The following is a 20752-nucleotide window of genomic DNA, read 5'->3' as shown; positions in this document are numbered from 1 at the left end:
CTACTGATCCTGAGTTCTGATTTATTCCTCCTCACATCTCCAAACCTTCACATCCCCAAATCTCCACATCCCCACATCTCCACATCCCCACATCTCCAAATCTACTACTCTTCCCGTTTCAGGTAAACCGTCTGCGTAGGGAAAGCGAACGCAGCGCCGTGCTTTTTCACGATTTCCACAATCTGGTAGTTGATTTCCTCTTTCACGTCTATGTAGATGTCATAGTCAACGGAGTCAATGAAGTACAGCACCATGATGTCTTTGGAATATGGACCGATGTTGATGAAACGGATGCGGCCGTCCTGGTTTGTGCGCGGATACCCATCTATCAAGGCCTGGATGTCAGTTACAATGGCTTGGAGTTGCTCTGCGGTGGTGCTATGGGTGAGGAAAATATCAAACTTCACCCGCCGGAAGGTGCGCAGGGTGAGGTTATCCAGGGGTTTGTCAATCATGCTTTTGTTGGGCAGCGTGACGTAGCTCTTCTCCAGCGTTCTGATGCGGGTGCTCCGGAAACCGATTTTCTCAATGGTCCCGGTAATCTCGCCCACCTGCACCAGGTCGCCCACCACAAAGGGGTGGTCCAGGAAAATGGTGAAGGACGCCAGCAGGTTCTCCAGGCTTTCCTTCGCGGCAAAGGCAATGGCCAGACCGCCCACGCCCAGGCCTGCTACCAGACCAGCCACGTTCACCTTGAACACCGTGCCCAGAATCACGAAGAAGCCAATGATCACGATGATCACCTTGGAGAAATCCACGAAGAAAGGCACCAGCTGGTCGTCCAGTTTAGAGAGGGTTCTGGCTGCCCGCTTGGAGAACATCATGCCTATGAAATCCACCAGGCGCATGATTACCCAGGTAAGGGCGCAGATAAGGAAAATGCTGTAAATACGCTGCAGAATACGCTTGAGCCCCAGTTCCTCTTTGCCGGGTAGTCCCAGTTCCGGCGGATAGTTCAATTGGTCAAAAGCCACGTAAAAGAACACCAGAAAGGAGATCACCTCAAAAGGCGTCACCAACAGGCGCTTGAACTCTTCTGTGGTGACATCCTTGGTGAAGCGTTGCACCACGGCTTTAAAAAGAATAGCTGAAAACAGCTTGGAAACGAGTGTCTTGAACAGGAAACCGCTCAGCATGATCCCTATGAAGATAAGGTACTGCTGCACAGTGTTCCCCAGAAAGGTGAAACGGAGTATATCTATGACCTGGTCTTGCATCTGTTAAACTTTATGCCCTTTGCAACCAATAAGGCGGGGCAAGGGTCTTTCACTAAAATGAAAGGGCAAATCTATGAAACGAAAATCCTTATTGCAGCTTTTTGCCTGGGGTCTGTTCCTCAACCTTTGGGGTTGCCAGGTGTCAGGCACTGGCGCGGAAGAGGGCGTTCTTTCTGAAGGGCAGTGGCTGGCTTACGCCGAGGTCCAGTGCGGAAACAACCCCTGGGGGTACTGCAACAATACCCCAGACACCAAGGTTTGTGTGAAAAAGTATGTCCAAGACCAAGGGTTCACGGTGGCAGAAATCACCTTAACGGTGGAGGAAGGCCTTATTACGTGCGCCGCCTGTCATTGCCCCACCGGCCGTACCTTCAAAGTAAAGGTAATGGAGCCGGATGTAGCCAAATTAGTGGCCGCCGGGTTCAAGAAAATTTAAAGCCCATCGCCGCTATGGGCGGTCCAGTACCTGAGTAGCCCAAGGCCAACAAAAGACAAATTAGAAAAGAAGTGAAGGAGTTAGGCTTTCCTGCATCCAGAAAGCCCAGCGCCAGAGCAGCCTGAAAGATCTTGGTGCGCCAGCGGCGGTGAGAAATCTCTCCAATACATTTTCAGGCTAGTTCTGGGAAACCACCTTAAAAAAAGAGGATCGCGCAAGGCTACTGCCCTAACCAGAAAGACAACTATATAGGCAAACAGTTACACTATACCAACCAGGTAACACTTTGCATTTTTGCCCTTGTTGGTGTTGTCACCAACAAGCGGAATGGTTCCTTCCTTTTGGTTTGTTGGTGACAACACCAACAAAGGCGGTATATTGGGAAACAAGTTACACTATATCTTTATATACATCCATTTCCCTTTTCTGTCATTCTGGAAGGATCTTGTGGGCGAACTAGAAAAGCTCTTCTAAGCCCCCATTACCGTTCGTTGCCCAGGTACTATCAGGAAGACAAGGAAACCTAGAAGGACAAGAATACAAGGAATGGTTGTTTCTGTCCTTCCGCGTAATTCCTTTCCTTTCCTGATTACCCAGTTCCCAAAGGGATTCTTCTCCTCTACCACTGATCTACTAAAGTGAGGCCACAAAAAAAGCCTGCCGTTTGAGGGGCCTTTTTCTTAAAAGACCTCTCAAACGGCAGGTGGTATTAGATAAAATAAGACTGCTGATGCCTTGCAAATTACAATAGCTGGCTTAATGCAATCTCAAAGCAGGTTTTGGCGATTTCCGTTTTCTTGGGGTTCCGCTCATGGGCTTTCTCCAGGGCCTGCCGGATGGTGCGGGAAATATCTGTGAAAATGGCTTCATCAGTGATTTCCACGTCCTGCTCCATGAGGTAAGCAAAAACGCGGGCCATGCCGCAATTGGCCACAAAGTCCGGTACCACAGACACCTGCTGGTCGGCGAACTCGCCGGTGGCCCCGAAGAAAATCTCCGGGTCTTTGAAGGGCACGTTGGCGCCGCAAGAGATCACCTCCAGACCGTGCTGCTGCATGCGCTCCACCTGTTCAGTAGAGACCAGCCGCGAGGCCGCCGCCGGAATAAAGATCTCGGAGGGAAGGTCCCAGATGCGGGCGTTTACTTGCTCAAAAGAAAGCAGGTGATCGGCGGTTAAGGTATTGCCCACCCGGTTCAGGAAAAGGGCGGTGATCTCTTCAAAAGAAAAGCCTTCTTCCTTGATCACTCCGCCGGCGCGGTCAATGATGCCCACAATCTGCACGCCTTCAGAAGAGAGGTAGTAGGCGGCGGCTGCGCCCACGTTGCCCCAGCCCTGGATAATGGCCCGCTTGCCCTGGAGGGCGCCGCCCCACAGTTCATAGTAATGGGCTACGGCCTTGGCTACGCCATACCCGGTGATCATGTCGGCCACGGTGTACTTGCGGGCCAGGGAAGGAGAATAATGCACATCTTCCAGCACCTTGCTCACGCCCTGGCGCAACTGGCCCAGCTTGTTGATCTTCTGCGGCTCCGTAGCCTTGAAGTGTCCGTTCACAATGCCTTCCTGCGGGTGCCACAGACCGTATTCCTCGGTGATGGGAATCACCTCATGGATCTCGTCTACGTTCAGGTCGCCGCCGGTGCCGTAGTAGTTCTTGAGCAGCGGGTACACCGCCCGGTACCAGCGCTCCAGCACGCCTTGCTTGCGCGGGTCTGCTGGGTCAAAGTTGATCCCCGACTTGGCGCCGCCGATGGTGGGGCCCGAGACGGTGAATTTCACCTCCATGGTTTTGGCCAAAGACTCTACCTCACGCTTGTCAAGGCCTTTGCGCATGCGGGTTCCGCCACCGGCTGCCCCACCCCGCAGGGAATTGATCACTACCCAGCCCTCGGCCTCGGTTTCAGAATCTTTCCACTCAAAAACAATTTCAGGGCGTTTGTTCTCAAACTTGGTCAGTAGGTCTTTCATAGCGGGGAGAGGTTTTTAGGGTTATGGGGGCAAAGGTACAGGATAACGGTTGTTTGTTCTTAAGAGAAAAGAAGTTTCAGGGGTAATTCTGGAAAAGGCCGGCCTAAACCGCTTTGGCGCTTCCCGGCACAGCTGGGCGTGGCAGCCCGAGGTATTGGGGCGTAACTGCGGCAAGGATGAGCAACTTTAACAAGGGGCGGTTTTCAGGGGGCAATTTGCCCGGCATGAGCACGTTACCTCCTTTGCAGTGCCTTTTAAAGGGCAAACGTGCTGTAGAAGCGGAACCAGGGAGCCAGCAAAGGAGGGGAGGAGGTGTTCCCCAAATTTTTTTGCTCCTGAACTTCTTTCTGCGGCCTTTGCCGGAGAGGCGAAAAGAGGCCCTGGAAGAGGGCCATTGCAGATTTTTTAAGGCCAATTGGCTTTTCTAGGGTCTTGCCTGATGGGTTTTGACTATATCTGTATATGGAACTGTTTCAGTATTAAGGATTTTATATATCCAATTATCTTCTTTATACGTAAATCTGCAATAAGCCAAGTAAACTCGTATAGCGAAGTGCCAGGACGTCATGCCTATAACATGGAAAGTCGCCATGCGTTAAAGTAACGTAATGTTCAGGTGTGAAACTAGCCGGGTTGTAGGGCGGGTTTAAGGGCGCGGCTGGCGCGTCTATTTGTAGTACTGATTTAGTGTGTCCTTATGAAAAGTTTATTATCCAGAGTGGAGTCTAAGAAGATAGATAAGGCGGCGTCTATGCTCAAAGTGTTGGCGCACCCAAAAAGGTTGGCCATAGTGGATCTTCTGGGTAAGGAAGATAAGATGACTGTGACGGAGATCTATAATTACCTGGATCTTCCGCAGGCTATTGCCTCTCAGCATCTGATCACGCTGAAAGACAAGGGGGTTCTCTCGTCTTTCAAGGTAGGCACCAAAATCTATTATTCCCTTTCTATCCCCAAGCTGATTGATGTGATAGACTGCCTGGAGGAGTGTTGCGGAGACCTGTAACTTTCCTGCTTGCCTAGTTCCCCCATCAAGTAAGTATTCCCCGGAACCGTTTCCAGCCTTTTTTCTAGAAAGTAGGCCAGAAACGGTTTTATTTTGCCCTTTGCATTCTACTAAGCAGATTTCGCCACAGACCTGCCGGGCTTCACCCCATTTAGTTGCAGACCTGCCCAAAGTTGGATTGCTTTGAACCAGATAACCTCAAAGCAAATGAAGCTCAACAACTTTCTCCGTCTTTCAATTTGGCAACAGGCCCTCCTTCATGGCTTTCTGGTGTGGTTTTTATTCAATCTGTATGATTCCGGTGCGTATGCCTACCGGGTAGCCACAGAAGGACACTTTCTGTTCCTGGCTGAGGGTGCGCCTCTAACAACTTGGAACAGGTTCTTAAGCGCCAACTTTGATTCCGGGGGATTCATCTTGGTAATAACCCCATTTCTGGTAGAAGTGAATTATCATCTGGTTCTAAAACGAAGAGGTGTAAGGGCGTATATCCTAGCTTCCGTATTGCTGGCGTTGGGGGTAGTGCTGGGAGTGTTGTTTGTGTGGTGGAAAGGGGGCATTTCCTTTAACCTACGGTTACATGCGATGCAATTTATCGTGCCTTTTCTATTGCTGTTGGCCTATTCTTTCTTTTACGCGCTGGTTCGTTATGCCTTCAACCAGAAACTAAGGCAGGTAGAAACCTCAAGCCAGCACACCCAAGCCGAGTTAGACGCCCTCAAAGCCCAGTTGAATCCTCATTTCTTCTTCAACACGCTCAATAACCTTTACGGCACCGCCCTGCAGGAGAAAGCCGAGAAAACGGCCCAGAGCGTAGCCCAACTCTCAGGCATAATGCGGTACGTGCTCACCGAAGCCCAGCAAAATTTCACGGATGTTTCCCATGAACTCCGATTTCTGGAGGAATACCTACAGTTGCAGCGCATCCGTTTACCGGACCGGGCCAACATGAGCCTACAGACAGACATCATGTATGACGGGCAACCAGCCTCCATTGCCCCGCTGTTGCTGATTCCGTTTGTGGAGAATGCCTTTAAGTACGGGATCAGTCTGGAGCAGAATTGCTTTGTGCGCCTGCGGGCGGAAGTGAAAGGCCGGAAGCTGGACCTACTCGTGGAAAACCAACTGCTTCCCGAACGCCAAACCGATCACGGAGCCGGTATCGCGCACGTGCGCAAACGACTGGAGTTGCTCTACCCAAGGCGTCACCAGTTACAGATCTCCCAAAACGGCACGTTCACTGTCAGCTTACATCTGGACCTCAGTTAACTCTTTTGCTTTTCTTAAGGTGCCCTTCTTCCTTACCTAAAGTCCTGTGTCATGAAACTGTTTTACTTTCTAGTGGCTTGCTGCTGTTGTTTTGGGCAGGCGCAAGCCCAACTGCGGCTCTCAGGCCAAATTCAGAATGCCCGTCCGGGAACGGCAATAACGGTTAACGTGCCGTTCGATGCTTGGTTCCATGCTTCCAATTCCAAAGAGGTGCAGCCAGATGCCCAAGGTAAATTCGCTGTAACGCTACCCGTACAAAAGCCCCAAGTCATTTTCCTAGACTACGCTGGTCATAGGGTGTACCTGTACGCCAAGCCCCGGAAAAGCCTGGAACTCTCTATTGATTGGAAAACCTTTCCTGCGGACATCCAGTTTGGCGGCAGTCTCAGAAAGGAAAACCAATTCCGGCAGGAGTTGGGACTCACGCGGTACCGCTTGGGGCCGGAGACCTGGAATGACACTTTGACCGCGCCTGCCCAGATCTTATTGGCCATAGGCCAGAACCAGCGGATGGTCGCTACCCAATTAGCTAACCGCAAGCGCGTATTTTCCCCAGCGTTTATACAAATGACCCAGGCCGATATCCAGTATTACCCGGTCGCGAAACTATGGCGCCTCACCTATGCGAACAATGTGTGGGGCGGCCGCAGCCGGTCGGCTTCTGGCCGAGAGGAATGGCGACAGGCATTGCAGAAAGCCCATGCCGCCCAGCCCATTTCCAACGCCGCTGCCGTACCCAGCTATTTCTATCAAGAGCTGCTAGCCTATTATCCGCGCTTTCTAGAGGTGTCGGCAGCTTCCAAAGCGGAGTTTGCGAAGGTGGTGGAAGAAATCTTTCAGAAACCTTTCGCAGTGGCTTTAACCGAAATAAAGGAAAAGGGCGAACGCTTTTGGGAATACAAGGCGCTGGTACACGGGCTAAGCGGACCTGCGCTGGAAAGTGGGCTGGCTTCTTTCCTGAACAACGGCATACTGGCTGGGGAGTTAGCCTATCAGCAGGAGGCGTACGATGATTTTGTGGCGCGTTTTCCGGCCAGTAAATACCGAAAGCATATAGAGCAACAGATGCAACGTTTCTGGCAGAGCCGGAAAGAAGGAAACGAAGCAGGCATCCAACTGACCCAGTATTCCGACTCCCTTCAGCGGTTGGAGGATATTCTGCCAGCGCACCAGGGTAAAGTCGTGTACGTGGACCTATGGGGAAGCTGGTGCGGCCCCTGCCGCGAGGAGTTCGCCCACGCGAAAGCCTTACACGAACGCTTCCGAGGCAAGCCTGTTGATTTTGTGTATATTGCTTTTGAGCACAGCGTCAACCCACAGAAGACGTGGCAGGAAACCATCAAATTCTATGGGTTAACAGGTAGGCACGTGTTGGGCAACAAAAAGCTGGAACAGTACTTTCAGAAACTCTATGCAGCCAACGGAACAATGATCTTCCCATCTTACCTGCTCATTGACAAAACCGGAAATGTCGTGACCATCCAAGCCCAACGGCCCTCGGCCAAAGAAGCTCTGTACAGGCAAATTGAATCTTTGCTATAACCCTTTAGCCGTCCATCCGCATGCGTTGTATTGCCCTAGACGACGAGCCCATTGCCTTGGCCATTCTGCAGGACCACGGCCAGAAGGTTCCGTTTCTCCAATTAGAAGCCACCTTCGTGAGCGCCACTGAAGCGTTGGCCTATTTGCGACAACACCCCATAGACTTGATCTTCCTGGATATAAAGATGCCTGACATCACCGGGGTAGAAGTGGCAAAACTGATAGGGAAGCAGACCAGCATTATCTTCACTACCGCTTTCTCAGAGTACGCACTGGATGGGTTTGATTTGGCCGTCACAGACTATCTGCTGAAGCCGATCACCTTCCCGCGGTTCTTGCAAGCCTGCACTAGGGCACAGGAACAGCAGCAGAAGTCAGAAGCAACTACCGGGGATCCCGCGCCTGAGTATCTGTTCGTGAAAGTGGGCTATGATTGGGAACGGATCAATTTAACGGGGTTGCTCTACATTGAGGCCGATGATAACTACCTCACATTCCATGAGCCCCAACGCCGCACGCTTACCCGTATGACCTTGGCCGAGGCGCAGGAGAAACTGCCGGAGGAGCAGTTTGCGAAGGTGCATAGATCCTTTCTGGTGGCCATTGACAAGATAGAAAAGATTGAGCGGCACCAAGTCACGTTAGGGGGTAAATGCATTCCCGTGTCGCCCAGCTACCGTGAAAGCCTTTTACAACGGCTGTTATAAACGCCAATACCCATTTTGGCTTGTTTTCTGAAAATCATGCAGTAAACGGGTTTAGGATTTCAAGTAACGATATTCTTTACTCTTTATACTTCAATACCAGCACGGCCGGTACGGGCCGCTGGCCTTCTTTGTCTGAGGGTTTGATGGTGTCTTTGCCTTTGATGTAGAGCGCACTGGAGCCGCCGCCGTCCATGTTCAAGGCTTCCTGGCAGCCCAGGTCCACCATCAGTTTGGCTAGTTGGTCCAAGGTGGCACCTTCGGCCACGCCTTTGTGGCGGCCTTCCACCATGAGGATGATCAATTTATTATCTGGGGTGTAGCCCATGACGGTGCGCGGATTAAGCCCCCTAAAGCCAGCGCCGCCGCGCATCTCCTCTTCGGCGGTGATATGGGGTTTGCCGTCTTGCACCAGCACCGGTCCGCCGCCCACGGCCACTTGGGGCTTCCAGCGTTTCATGCCTTTCACGGTGCGTTTAGACGGCTCTGGGGCGGGGCGCTCCCCTGCGTTGATGTTGTAGGGCGCAGCCAAGGCCATGGTTTTCTTTTTCTTGCCCACGTTATAGGCCCAGGCCACATCTGCGGTGCGGTTCCGGAAGAACCCGATGGCGCCGGTAGTGGGGTGGAAGGTGAGGGTGTCTGTACCCTTGGGGTTCTTACGGCGCACCGATGCCTGCGGGGCCAGTACCTTGCCGTTGTTGATGACCAGGTTCAGGTTGCGGTTATCAGCGAAGGAGAAGAACGTAGTGTTGACCGTGGCCAGCACGTTGCCGGTTTCCTGCTCATAGTATTGCCGGGGCGTGTACCGCTTGCCGTTGCCTACCTGGGTAAGAACCTCCAGTTTAGGGTCTTTCAGGTCGGCTTCCAGATAATAGGCTTTAAACGGTTTGCCATCCAGGGAGTCTGACGTGGTGAATACCTTCACCGTTGCCGGAAGGCCTTGTTGATGTTGCGCGGAGGGAGTCCATTTCACCTGAGCAAAACCGGCAAAAGAGACCAGGAGGGCAGTAAAGGGGAGGAGCAATCTTTTCATGGCGCCAATATAAAGACTAACCTTGTGGTTTGGGTAACAGTGGCGTAAAACCTTCGTCTATGTGGGGCTGGTTTTCCGTCTGATTTTAGAAAGGAGACCTGAAATGCAGGGGCAATCCCTAGTAGTTGCCCTTCACGGGGATGAACGGAAAGGGCAACCACCAGGAATTGCCCCTGCTGATCGTATATCCCAGCATGGACCAGGTATGCGTGGGAGACAAGGCGGTACCTAGTCTCTACATCTGTCATAGGCATAAAAAAGAGGGACACTCTGTGAGGAATGTCCCGCTTTTACGGTGATTTTATGAAAATGGGGTCTAAGCGTGCGCCTCAGAAGACTGCTTCTCCAGGTCAAATAGATCTGTGAGCACGTCAATCAGGGTTTCGGCTTCGCCGCGTTTGCAGGCGGCTTTCAATTGCAGCACCGGTAACTTGATGATCTTCTGCATCATGGACTTGGTCACGTCATCCATGTGCTTGGCTTCCTGCGGGGAAAGCTTCTTCAGGTAGCGGGCCATCTCTTCCTGACGGATGGTCTCCAAGGCGTTCTTCAGTTTCTGGATGGTAGGGGACACGTTCATCTCCTTGCTCCAGTCCTCAAATCCGGCAATGGACTCTTTGATGATCTGCTTTACCTGCGGAACGGCCTCTAATCTGCGTTGCAGGGCCTCAGAGGCTTTGTTCTGGATGGCGTCAATGTTGTACACCAACACGCCCGGGATCTGCTCAATCTGCGGCTCCACGCTGCGCGGAACGCTCAAGTCAATGAAGAACTTGTAGGTAAGCACGTTCAGGCGGCTCACCATCTCTTTGGTGAAGAACGGTTCGTCGCGGGCTACGGAGGAGATGATGACATCGGCGGCCTTCATGGCTTCCACCAGGTTCTCAAACGGCACCACCTCCAGGCCACACTCCTCGGCCAGTATCTCGGCTTTGGCTTTGGTGCGGTTAGAGATCTTCACGTTCTGGAAGTTGGAGTCAGAAAGGTGGCGGCACACATCAGCGCCAATCTCACCCAGGCCTACCACCAATATGTTGGGGTTGGCGATCTCAGCGGTGAGGGTTTCTACCAGTTCCAGGGCGGCGTAAGAAGTGGAGGCGGCTCCGTCTCTGAACGAGGTCTCCTGTACTACGCGCTTGTTGGTGAAGAAGATGGTGTGCAGCAGGCGGTGCAGGAACGGGCCGGCGGCCTCGTTGTCCACGCTCCACTGGTAGGCTTGTTTCACCTGGTTTGAGATCTGCATGTCGCCCACCACCTGCGCATCAAGGCCCATGGCCACGTTGAACAGGTGCTGCACGGCATCAGCGTGCTCGTTCACGATGGTGAAATAATCCAGGTACTGGGAAATGTTAGCAATGCCTTTGCTGATGCCTAGCAGCTTCACGATCTCGTGGCTGTAGTCATCATCAGAAGTATAATACACCTCCGTGCGGTTGCATGTGGAAAGCACTAAAATGTCAGTTGCCTGAATGAAATTTTTGAGCGTTTGCAGGAACTGTCGGCACGACCCCTCATCCAAGGCGATAAGCTCTCTTATGTCTAAGGGAGCTTTTTTGTAAGAAAGACTGACGGCTCTGAAATTGTGAAGCATACGGCAGTTTTAAAATAGCATGCAAAATTACGCCGCTATCTTTTAAGAATGAATTACTTTTAGATCTTTCTTTTATTTATACTCATTACAAATTGCGGCGCATAGACGCTTCTTCTGCTATCTTCGTTTAGAGAGAACTCAATCCGAAGACAGGCGTATCTCTTCTAGCGTTGTTTTTGTTCATGATTCCAACCTCCATTTATTCCAAGAAATCTAGGCTGAAGCTGCTCATCATGACCATTGCCCTGGTCATTGGCGCGGCTACCGTCATCTACACCAACCTGCTGGTAGCCAAGCTTTCTGAGCGCGAGCAGCAGTTGATTGACTTGTATGCCAAGGGCCTCAAGTACATGATCAACGCGGAAATAGACTCAGACAACCTGGTGTTTATTCAGGAGGAAATCATTGACGCCAACCGCTCCGTGCCGGTGATCCAGACCGATGAGAAAGAGAACGTCATCGCTTATAAGAACCTTAATATCCCCGAAAAGATTTCAGAGAGCCGGAAAAAAAGGCTTTTAAAGCGGGAGATTGAGAAGATGAAGGCCCAGCACAAGCCCATTGTGGTCTCTTACCAGCAGGAATTCAAAAACTACATCTTTTACAAGGATTCTGAGTTGCTCACCCAGCTGCGCTACTACCCCTACGTGCAGCTCACGGTCATTGCCTGCCTTTCCATTATCGCCTACTACGCCTTCAGCTACTCGCGCAAAGCCGAGCAGAACCGGGTATGGGTGGGGTTGGCCAAAGAGACTGCCCACCAGTTGGGCACGCCGCTCTCTTCGCTCATGGCTTGGTACGAGTACCTGAAAGGCAGCCCAAAGTTTGAGAACGAGCCTATCATAGATGAACTGGGCAAAGACGTGCGCCGGCTGGAGATCATCACGGAGCGGTTCTCCAACATCGGCTCAGTGCCCGTGCTCAAAGACGAGCCCTTGCAACGGGTGGTGGAGAATGCCATTGGCTACCTGCGCAACCGGGTGTCTAACAAGGTGGCGTTCGCCATAGAATCTGAGTTCCCGCCTGAGACCACGGCCAAAGTCAATATTCCGCTGTTTGAGTGGGTGATTGAGAACATCTGCAAAAACGCCGTAGACGCCATGGAAGGCAAAGGCAGCATCACGTTGCGTCTGGTCAAGTCAAGCACCAAAGACGCCATCGCCCTGGACATTCAGGACACGGGCAAAGGAATTCCCAAGACCAAGCAGGAGGAAGTGTTCGTGCCGGGTTATACCACCAAGAAGCGCGGTTGGGGCCTAGGACTGGCGCTGGCCAAACGGATCATTGAGAATTACCACCAGGGCCGGCTGTATGTGAAGTCTTCAGAGGTAGGCAAGGGCACTACGTTCAGAGTGGTGTTGAACCGGTAAGGGTTTTGGGCGTGCTTTCTGGAATAGAGGCTTGAAACAGGTTTAGCGGAAGGGGTTCCGGGCTTGGCTCATCAGTTCTTAGTGGGGGTTGGCTGGAGCGTGGGCATGCCCAAGGTGATGGTTACCGTTTCTCTAGGAGTTCGGTCAGGCCGAAGAAGGATTTTATTTGTAAGGTTTGCGGCTAAAGCATCCAGTCTTTTTCTTTCAGACACCATTCCTATATAAGAGAAAATCACTAGTGGGGTACCACCTTTTGCTTGCATCATGGAAGCCGGAATGGTTAGCTCAAACTGCCCCTGCATATTAGATATTGTAGTAAGGGAAGTTCCGGCTAGCTGAATGGAGGCTCCAATGATTGGCGCTTGAGTGGCTGAGTCCAACACTATTCCCTTCAAAGAGATTGGCGCGGGTTGAGTAGTGGTAGTAACCGAAGGCACAGAAGCGTTGGAGGCTACTTTGATGGTCTCCCCTTTTTTTACTGTCTGTGCTTCTGCTGCCTTAGAGCTGAACCAAGCAAACAGCCCTAGCAAAACTGGCCGCCACGCCCATTTTCTTTGTGGTACAGGAAAAGCCGTCAACTCCCGGTTTAACTGGGTTGACCTGAAGCGCCCGCAGGTATGTTCTTTTGCCAACCTATTGACTACCTCCTCATCTGACATAGCAGTAAAGTCCACCACTGGTTTCTGGCAATTTTGGCAAAAACGGCTTTGATTCTGTGGCGTCATGGAGGCCCAATCCTGGTGGCAAGGCTGTGAAATAGAGATGGAAAGGCGGCGAGTTGGCATGGCTTCTGTTTTAGGCTATTTTCTGCGCGTATGACCAAGGCGATTCAAGAGAACAGTTGCTTTATTCTCTGCAAGAAGCCATGGTCAGGTATTGGTTTGCTGAACTGAATGGCTATGCCTCCTAGAACTGCGGTGTCTAAAGCCATGATAATCTTTGGGTGATTCTTTTTAAGCAGCTTAGAGAGCTTTACTTCTTTCATTTCATACCCAATAAAAGCGAAGATGACTTTTTGTTTTCTGTTGACCAGATAAGCAGGTACAGCCAATTCAAAATGACCGTTTTGGTCAGCTGGAACTGCAATGGACGTTCCTTTCAAAAGGATGGTCGTTCCTGGCATGGCTTCCTTGCTTTGTGCATCTATCACAGTGCCTTTCAAAACAAGTAGGCTGACAGATATTTCAGAAAGCTCCTTCATGCTCTTTCCCCTATTCTCAGAAGCGGGCCGTTGGTTGGTGCTATAAACGGGAGAAGAAACTTGCTTCGCTACAACGCTGGTAGTGCTAAGCCAAGCGGTTAGGCCTAACACTGCTGCTGGCCAGTTCCAACGCTTGGGGCTGTAAATGGGCGCAGTTAACTCTTTCCCTATCTGATCCTTCCTAAACCTGCCGCATTTGGTGTTCTTGTTTTTCGCCAGCCATTCCACTACCTCTGCATCAGGCATAGCCGTAAAATCCACCACCGTTTTCTGGCAACTTTGGCAGAAACGGCCCTGATTCTGAGGTGTCATAGCGTTCCAATCCTCCTGGCAAGGTTGGGGCACAGAAACGGTGAGACGATGGCTAGGCATGAGGCAGTGGTTTGTCTAAATATACACAGACCTCATGGCTTTCAGAATATTTCCTTAACTTTTACCCTCAATTTCTACACCCTATCTACCACGTGAGCCTGAAAAGCCTTTTCCGTCGCAAAAGTTTATCTTCTGTACTGCATACCCCGCCCGCCGATGTAGCTGCCCATCCCGGTACTGTGGACGAGGGGCTGGAGCGTAACTTAACCGTCAGAGACCTTACCTCTCTGGGCATTGCCGCCATCATTGGGGCTGGTATCTTCAGTACCATCGGGAATGCCAGTTATGAGGGCGGGCCGGCGGTGTCTATGCTGTTTGTGTTCACGGCCATCGCGTGCGCCTTCTCAGCGCTGTGCTACGCGCAGTTCGCGGCCACTATTCCGGCCAGCGGCTCAGCGTATACCTATGCGTACACGTCCTTCGGGGAGTTGGCCGCCTGGATCATTGGCTGGGCGCTGATCATGGAATACACCGTGGGCAATATTGTGGTGGCTATCTCCTGGAGCGATTATTTCACCGGGCTCATGAGCGGCATAGGGCTGGATATCCCGGTCTGGCTTACCATGGGTACGCAAAGTGCGCATAAGGGCTATTGGGAGGTCATGGCGCTGCTGCAGGCCGGACAGCCTTTGTCGGCGGCAGATCCGGTGCAGTTGGAGGCCTATAATACCTGGCTGGCGGCCCCAGACTTCCTGGGCGGGAAACTGGTGATAGACTTGCCGGCCTTCATGATCAATGCCGTGATCACCACCCTAGTATACATCGGGATCAAAGAATCCAAAAACGCTTCTAACCTGTTGGTGGTGCTCAAGATGGCCGTAGTGTTGGTGGTGATTGCCGTGGGTATTTTCTACATAAATCCTGAGAACTGGAGCCCCTTCGCCCCTAACGGCGTGGGCGGCGTGCTGAAAGGCGTGTCTGCGGTGTTTTTCGCCTATATAGGGTTTGACGCCATCAGTACCACCGCCGAGGAATGCAAGAACCCGCAACGTGATCTTCCGCGGGCCATGATCTACGCGCTCATTATCTGTACGGTGCTGTACGTGATCATCACGTTGGTGCTTACCGGCATGGTGTCTTACAAAGAACTGGCCGTGGGTGATCCTTTGGCGTATGTTTTCACCAAAGTAGGGGTAGACTGGTTGGCCGGGGTGGTGGCGGTAAGCGCTATTTTCGCCATGGCATCTGTGCTGCTGGTGTTCCAGATTGGTCAGCCCCGCATCTGGATGGCCATGTCCCGCGACGGATTATTACCGCCCGTTTTCTCCAAAGTGCATCCCCGCTTCAGAACCCCCTCTTTCGCTACCTTGGTGACCGGCTTTTTTGTGGGCGTGCCCGCCTTGCTGCTGAACATGGAACTGGTGATAGACCTTACCAGTATCGGGACCTTGTTCGCCTTTGCCTTGGTGTGCGGCGGTATTCTTCTCATTGACCCGCATGGTACCTCAGATGCCCGCTTCAAAGTGCCTTACCTGAACGGGAAATTTCTGGTGCCTTTGATTTTGGTGGTGGCGGGTGTGCTGGTCATGCTGTATAACCGCGAGGCTATAGACCAATTCTGGAGTGCCGTGGCCTGGAGCGGAGGGTATGAAGAGTTCCGGCACCAGATTCCTATGCTTGTATTTCTGATTTCCAGTGTGCTGTTGGCTTGGGTTTCCTTCCGGCATAGGTTGTCTCTGCTGCCCGTTCTGGGTTTGCTGACCAACCTGTACCTCATGACCCAGTTGGGAGTGAACAACTGGATGCTCTTCACCATTTGGTTGTTGATAGGCTTGGGCATCTACTTCGGGTACAGCTACAAGCACAGCAAACTGGCACCCAAGCCGCTAGCCAGCTAGATAGTATAACAGCTTAAACATAGAGCGGCGGCTACGGTGAGGTTTTAAAAAGGTTTCAAAAAAGTTTCTTTTTTTCTCTTTGGGTGGTAACTTGCTTATACTTTAAGCAAGCAGGCAGCGGTATGCCTTGGCTTGGGTAAGTATCTGAAAAAGCTGAGGCCGTGGTTGAGAGAGAGATTTTTGAAAGCAAGCTGCATTTAACCTACCGGAGAGACTTGGATATTCTGTTCCTGCGGTGGCTGCTGTGCCCAGATTCCGCTCAATTACGCGACGGGTACCGGCAATCGCTGGAGTTGGCCAAGGAAGTGCAAAGCGCCTATTGGATGTTTGACCTGCGCAGCCGTGGTATAATCTCGCCTGAAGACGAAGCCTGGATGCTGGAACAGTTCTTTCCGCAGGTAGAGGAAGAAATAAGTGGCCAAAGCTTCTTCGCGAATTTGGTAACCCCTACCCATTATACCCACATCAGAGAAGGGATTGGCCTGGAATATCTGGAGAACTTCGGCACATCAGCCAAATTAGGAGTTTTCCTATCTGAGCAGGAAGCCATCGCCTGGCTCCTGAAAAGCCGCGCCGACCGGTAGTTTCCCTTTTATTTCGCCCGGTTCACGAGCAAAACCCCTCCCAGGATAATCGCCATGCCCAGGTAGTGCACCAGGTGAATGGTTTCCCCGTCGGCCACGCCCCAAACCAAGGCCACAATGGGCATCAGGTAGGTAGAGGTGCTGGCAAACAAGGTATTGGTCATATGAATGAGCTTGTTGTAGAACACCAGCCCAATGGCTGTGCTAAAGACCGCCAATAATGTGATATAGCCTAAGGCTTCCCAGGCCGCCGGTTGGGCCGCCAACTTATCAAAGGCCGCGGTGGTGCAGAGGTACACAAAGGCGAAAGGTCCCACCGTTAAAAGTGCCAGGCTGGCCATAGTCAAGGGTTTGATACCCGCCAGGCAGTGTTTGATGATGTTCAGGCTGCCCCCGTACAAGACCGTCGCCAATACCACATACAAGCCATAAAACGAGTTGGAGGAGGTTTCCTGGGCGCTGCCCGAGAAGATGAGCACCGCGGTGCCAACAATACCTATCAAGATGCCCACCACCCGTAGGAGCGTGATCTTCTGGCTGAAGAAGATGGCCCCAATGATCAGGGTGAACAAGGCGGTGAGCGAATTCAACACGCCCGCCAGGCCGCTGGCCAGGTGCGTCTCTGCGTAGGCAAACAGAAAAGACGGGATCAGGTTGCCAATCAACCCGCTTAATACAAGGAATTTCCACTGGCCGGGTTTGGGTGCCTTTAAGCCTTTCAATGCGAAGGGCAACAGGGCCAGCATGGCAATGGTAATCCGGATAGCGCCCAATTCATCTGAGGAGAACACTTCCAGCCCTTTCTTGATCAGAATGAACGACGTGCCCCAGATCAAGGCCAGCCCAATCAAGATAACCCAGGCCAAAGGCGGGGTAGAAGTGGCAGTAGGGGAAAGGGTAGGCGAAGTAGGTTGACTAGACACAGCAGCAGCGCGAAAATTGGAAGGGCAAAGATAAGAGATGTCCACACGATTCTGGCCTGTTTCAGAGAAATCAACCGCAAAGCGGAAAGGGCTGCCCAAAAGGTTACCCCAAGTCTTCAAAAGCAAACAGAGAAGAAGGCAGCAGCAATAGACCCAATGAGCCGCTACCCTAAGGGCTCACACGACCTCGCAGCGTCCGCAGGTCCTGCGAGTGTCTGGGTCAGGGGCTTCCGTATCGCGTGCATCTGTGGGAAATAAACACCCCCTTTTGCCCTCCTCCATGGGAATACACATGGCAAAAGGTATTTCGTTTTGAAGCTGCTTTCTGTAAACCAAGCTCAAAACGCAATACCGGGGTTCCTTCTCCCCCAGGGAGAAGGCTAGGATGAGGGGGGAAGGTTCCTGCCTGGAGAAGCCTTTGCCTTAAACGCCCGCAGCCCCTAACCCTAACCCTCTCCCAGGGGGAGAGGGAATGCCAGCCTCCTTTGCCCTTCCTGCTTCTGATCTTGGCCCGGACTCCTCTTTCTAAGCAATAGGAAAAGCCCTGTAAACGCTCAAGTTTGGGCAGTTAATTGGGAAACCGCTGGCTGGCTTCATAGACCCGCAAAAAAAAGCGCGTTTTCCACCTGTTGTTCAGCAAACAGGCAGAAAACGGGCTATGAATAAAAGGAGACGGCTCTACAGTTCCGCGTACTCCATGGAATTGGCAATCTCGTCTAAGATCGCGTAAATCTCCTCCGGGTCCTCCGTCTGTACCAGGCGGGTGCGGTAAGATTTCACGTTGGGCAAGCCTCTGAAATAGTTGGCGTAGTGGCGGCGCATCTCAAAGATGCCCAGGCGCGGGCCTTTCCATTCCAAGCCTTTGTCAAAGTGCATTTTGCACATATCAATGCGTTCCTGAATGGTAGGCGGTGCCAGCAACTCGCCGGTTTGCATGTAATGCTTGATCTCCCTGAAAATCCAGGGGTAACCAATAGAGGCGCGGCCAATCATGATGCCGTCTACCCCAAACTCCTCTTTATAGGCCACCGCTTTCTCAGGTGTGTCAATGTCGCCGTTTCCGAAGATGGGGATCTGGATGCGCGGGTTCTCCTTTATTTTCCGGATCAGAGTCCAGTCAGCTTCGCCTTTGTACATCTGCACGCGGGTGCGGCCGTGCACGGTAAGGGCCTTGATGCCGATGTCCTGCAGACGTTCGGCTACTTCCTCTACGTTCTTGGTAGACTCGTCCCAGCCCAGGCGGGTCTTCACCGTCACCGGCAAGCCGAAGGGCTCTACCGCCTGGACAATGGCCGAGGTCATGGCCACCATCTTAGGAATATCGCGCAGCAAAGCCGCTCCGGCACCCTTGCAGGCCACGTTCTTCACCGGGCAACCGTAGTTGATGTCAATTAAGTCTGGCCCTACCTGCGCAGATATAACGGCAGATTCGCGCATGGACTCTATGTCTGAGCCGAAGATCTGGATACCAATGGGTTGCTCGTAGTCAAAGATATCCAGCTTCTGCCGGCTCTTGGCCGCGTCTCTGATCAACCCTTCTGAGGAGATGAACTCCGTATACATCAAGTCGGCGCCGTTGGCCTTGCACACTGCCCTGAAAGGCGGATCGCTGACGTCTTCCATAGGCGCCAGCAGCAGCGGGAAGTCCGGAAGCTCTATCTTGCCGATTTTTACCACGTGATTGAGTTTAAATATTTCGCGTAAATTTACCCATTAAAACCACAACGCCTATATGAAAGGTTTCATCTCGCCCCGTCTGCATCCGTTTAAGTCCCTTGTGTTGTTTACCGGGTTGGTGGTGGCGGGCCTGTTCATTGGCAATTTCCTGGGCATGCTGCTGGTGAAAGTGGTCTTCGGGTACGGCCTGATGGAGATCACCAACATGCTAGCCCGCCCCGCCGATTACCCTGATAGCCGCAGCGCGCTGGTGCTGTTCCAGGGAGTGGTGCACCTGGTGGGGTTTACCGGGGCGTCCCTGGCCTTTCTGCGGATCTATGTTCCTGGGGCGGCGCTTTACCTTTCGCCGCGGCCTACCGTGCCGTTCTATCTGCTGCTGGGGAGCGCGGTGCTGCTGCTGGTGATCATGCCGGCGGCCTCCTGGGTGGTACACTGGAACGCCAACGTGGATTTCCCCGCCTTTCTAGAGGCATTTGAGCGCTGGGCCCGGGCCAAAGAAGACGCCCTGCGCGAACTGACGTTGGAATTGACCAAGATAAATACCGTTCCGCAGTTGTTGCTGGGGCTGGTGGTGTTTGCCGTGTTGCCGGCCATTGGCGAGGAGTTGGTCTTCAGGGGCATTGTGCAGCAAGAACTGGAGCGCTGGTGGAAGAACCCGCACCTGGCCATTTGGGGCGCCGCCATCATCTTCGGGGTCATTCACATGCAGTTCTATGGCGTGGTGCCCAGAATCATGCTGGGCCTCTTGTTTGGCTACCTGTACTGGTGGTCGGGCAATATCTGGGTGCCCATCATTGGGCATTTCATGAACAACGGCTTCATGGTGCTCATGATGTTCCTGGCGCAGCGGCAGGCGGTGACTATCAACGTAGAATCTACCGAGCCTGAGAGCTGGACCATGTCTTTGGTGTCATTAGGCTTGAGCATAGCCCTTTTGTACAGCCTGTATGCCGGTTTCCGGCGATTGCCTTCTTCCCGGGTAGAGGAAGCCCCCCGTTTTTAATCCCTTTCTTCAAAACACCCCTCAAACAGCGCGAGGTTGCCTTTCCTTCCGTTGTGGCGTATAGTTATCCTGATCCATGGAAAAACCTAAAAAGCAAATGAATAACCTGCAGCTGCGCCTTTTGGCTGGGGTGCTGGGCGGCGCCGTTTTTGTGGGCGGCATCTATTGGAGCGAGTGGACGTTCTTCCTGCTGTTTCTGGCGCTCACCGTACTGGGCCTGCTGGAGTTTTACCGGCTGCTTTCTGCCAGAGGGTTTCAACCCAACCGGGCCATTGGGGCGCTGCTGGGCATAGGGCTGTACGTGCTGGGCTTTGCCGTGGAACGGGGCACAGTAACCAGTGACTGGCTTTTTGTGCTGCCGCCCGTCATGCTGCTGGCACTGGTGGCCGAGCTCTACCGGAAAAAAGAACAGCCTTTCACCAATGTGGCGCTCACGCTGGTAGGCGTGTTCTACATTGCCGCTCCCTTTACCCTGCTGCACGTACTGGCTTTCCTGCCAGGCAGATACAGCTGGCAGATCATTTTGGGGGTCATGTTCCTGATCTGGGCCTCTGACACGGGGGCTTACGCCGCCGGCAAATCCTTTGGGAAAAATAAATTATTTCCCCGTATTTCGCCCGGCAAAACCTGGGAAGGCTGGGTAGGAGGCGTGCTTTTGTCTCTGGGAGTGGCCTGGCTCTTGTCGGTTTTCTTCCAGGATTTAGCGCTGTGGCATTGGCTGGGAGTAGCCCTGCTGGTGTCTGTGTTTGGCGTACTGGGGGATCTGGTGGAGTCTATGCTCAAACGAAGCCTGGATGTGAAAGACTCCGGTACCTTGATTCCCGGCCACGGTGGCATTTTAGATAGGTTTGATAGCCTTATTCTGGTGGTGCCGTTTCTGGTAGCCTTTCTGGAACTGGTGAAGTGAAAGATTAATGCATAGAAAACGACCTTGCGTTAGTTTGCTGTTATAAATTTGGTAATTTTGCGGCTAAACAGAATCCCCAGATTGTTAAAATTATAAAATTATGGCAGCTT

18 protein-coding genes are annotated in these 20752 nt (G+C 52.4%); 10 read left to right on the top strand and 8 right to left on the bottom strand.

Annotated elements, in window-relative coordinates; translation table 11 throughout:
- Window positions 1-104: 104 nt before the first annotated feature.
- The gene (locus FOE74_RS13180) at window positions 105-1217 is read right to left on the bottom strand and encodes a mechanosensitive ion channel family protein (protein WP_149099082.1); all 1113 of its coding nucleotides are present in this window, start codon (window positions 1215-1217) and stop codon (window positions 105-107) included.
- 73 nt (window positions 1218-1290) lie between these two features.
- On the opposite strand from FOE74_RS13180, the gene FOE74_RS13175 reads away from it, so the two are divergent.
- Complete coding sequence (locus tag FOE74_RS13175) at window positions 1291-1653, top strand: hypothetical protein (protein ID WP_149099081.1); 363 nt, start codon at window positions 1291-1293, stop codon at window positions 1651-1653.
- A 742-nt stretch (window positions 1654-2395) separates the two neighbouring features.
- Here FOE74_RS13175 and FOE74_RS13170 read toward each other — a convergent pair.
- Entirely contained in the window at window positions 2396-3622 is a 1227-nt protein-coding gene (locus tag FOE74_RS13170; RefSeq protein ID WP_149099080.1) for a Glu/Leu/Phe/Val dehydrogenase dimerization domain-containing protein, read from the bottom strand.
- Between the two features lie 697 nt (window positions 3623-4319).
- On the opposite strand from FOE74_RS13170, the gene FOE74_RS13165 reads away from it, so the two are divergent.
- From FOE74_RS13165 to FOE74_RS13150, 4 genes are all read left to right on the top strand, one after another.
- The gene (locus FOE74_RS13165) at window positions 4320-4628 is read left to right on the top strand and encodes an ArsR/SmtB family transcription factor (protein WP_048921996.1); all 309 of its coding nucleotides are present in this window, start codon (window positions 4320-4322) and stop codon (window positions 4626-4628) included.
- Between the two features lie 585 nt (window positions 4629-5213).
- Complete coding sequence (locus FOE74_RS13160; RefSeq protein WP_188686709.1) at window positions 5214-5897, top strand: sensor histidine kinase; 684 nt, start codon at window positions 5214-5216, stop codon at window positions 5895-5897.
- 51 nt (window positions 5898-5948) lie between these two features.
- Complete coding sequence (locus tag FOE74_RS13155) at window positions 5949-7439, top strand: TlpA family protein disulfide reductase (RefSeq protein ID WP_149099078.1); 1491 nt, start codon at window positions 5949-5951, stop codon at window positions 7437-7439.
- A gap of 20 nt (window positions 7440-7459) precedes the next feature.
- The gene (locus tag FOE74_RS13150; protein ID WP_149099077.1) at window positions 7460-8146 is read left to right on the top strand and encodes a LytR/AlgR family response regulator transcription factor; all 687 of its coding nucleotides are present in this window, start codon (window positions 7460-7462) and stop codon (window positions 8144-8146) included.
- A gap of 76 nt (window positions 8147-8222) precedes the next feature.
- On the opposite strand, the gene FOE74_RS13145 is transcribed toward FOE74_RS13150, so the two are convergent.
- Together FOE74_RS13145 and hemA are read right to left on the bottom strand one after the other, a co-directional pair.
- Window positions 8223-9176: a phosphodiester glycosidase family protein gene (locus FOE74_RS13145; RefSeq protein WP_149099076.1), complete on the bottom strand. Its 954-nt coding sequence runs from the start codon at window positions 9174-9176 to the stop codon at window positions 8223-8225.
- Window positions 9177-9492: 316 nt separating this feature from the next.
- On the bottom strand, window positions 9493-10767 hold the full coding sequence (gene hemA, locus FOE74_RS13140; RefSeq protein WP_149099075.1) for a glutamyl-tRNA reductase: 1275 nt from the start codon (window positions 10765-10767) through the stop codon (window positions 9493-9495).
- Between the two features lie 182 nt (window positions 10768-10949).
- Here hemA and FOE74_RS13135 point away from each other — a divergent pair, with 182 nt between their 5' ends.
- Window positions 10950-12137 carry a sensor histidine kinase gene (locus FOE74_RS13135; protein ID WP_149099074.1) on the top strand — a complete coding sequence of 396 codons (1188 nt, stop codon included), beginning with the start codon at window positions 10950-10952 and terminating at the stop codon, window positions 12135-12137.
- Between the two features lie 71 nt (window positions 12138-12208).
- Here FOE74_RS13135 and FOE74_RS13130 read toward each other — a convergent pair whose 3' ends face one another.
- Window positions 12209-12862, bottom strand: a complete 654-nt coding sequence (locus tag FOE74_RS13130) for a carboxypeptidase-like regulatory domain-containing protein (RefSeq protein WP_188686712.1) — start codon at window positions 12860-12862, stop codon at window positions 12209-12211.
- A gap of 104 nt (window positions 12863-12966) precedes the next feature.
- The gene (locus FOE74_RS13125) at window positions 12967-13650 is read right to left on the bottom strand and encodes a carboxypeptidase-like regulatory domain-containing protein (RefSeq protein ID WP_188686715.1); all 684 of its coding nucleotides are present in this window, start codon (window positions 13648-13650) and stop codon (window positions 12967-12969) included.
- A 152-nt stretch (window positions 13651-13802) separates the two neighbouring features.
- Here FOE74_RS13125 and FOE74_RS13120 point away from each other — a divergent pair, with 152 nt between their 5' ends.
- Together FOE74_RS13120 and FOE74_RS13115 are read left to right on the top strand one after the other, a co-directional pair.
- Window positions 13803-15548: an amino acid permease gene (locus FOE74_RS13120; protein WP_149099071.1), complete on the top strand. Its 1746-nt coding sequence runs from the start codon at window positions 13803-13805 to the stop codon at window positions 15546-15548.
- A gap of 161 nt (window positions 15549-15709) precedes the next feature.
- Window positions 15710-16132, top strand: coding sequence for a hypothetical protein (locus FOE74_RS13115; protein ID WP_188686718.1), 423 nt, complete (start codon window positions 15710-15712; stop codon window positions 16130-16132).
- Between the two features lie 8 nt (window positions 16133-16140).
- Here FOE74_RS13115 and FOE74_RS13110 read toward each other — a convergent pair whose 3' ends face one another.
- Both FOE74_RS13110 and dusB read right to left on the bottom strand, forming a co-directional pair.
- Complete coding sequence (locus FOE74_RS13110; protein ID WP_225840804.1) at window positions 16141-17055, bottom strand: DMT family transporter; 915 nt, start codon at window positions 17053-17055, stop codon at window positions 16141-16143.
- 678 nt (window positions 17056-17733) lie between these two features.
- Entirely contained in the window at window positions 17734-18732 is a 999-nt protein-coding gene (dusB, locus tag FOE74_RS13105; protein WP_149099069.1) for a tRNA dihydrouridine synthase DusB, read from the bottom strand.
- 55 nt (window positions 18733-18787) lie between these two features.
- Here dusB and FOE74_RS13100 point away from each other — a divergent pair, with 55 nt between their 5' ends.
- Both FOE74_RS13100 and FOE74_RS13095 read left to right on the top strand, forming a co-directional pair.
- A complete protein-coding gene (locus FOE74_RS13100) occupies window positions 18788-19735 on the top strand; it encodes a CPBP family intramembrane glutamic endopeptidase (protein WP_149099068.1) in 948 nt (315 codons plus the stop codon).
- Between the two features lie 97 nt (window positions 19736-19832).
- Window positions 19833-20642, top strand: coding sequence for a phosphatidate cytidylyltransferase (locus FOE74_RS13095; protein WP_149099067.1), 810 nt, complete (start codon window positions 19833-19835; stop codon window positions 20640-20642).
- Window positions 20643-20752: the final 110 nt, after the last annotated feature.

It is taken from the genome of Rufibacter glacialis (assembly GCF_008271745.1).
Taxonomy (GTDB): domain Bacteria; phylum Bacteroidota; class Bacteroidia; order Cytophagales; family Hymenobacteraceae; genus Nibribacter; species Nibribacter glacialis.
Note: the sequence above shows the minus strand (reverse complement) of the source record. Positions and strands in the feature narration are given on the sequence as shown.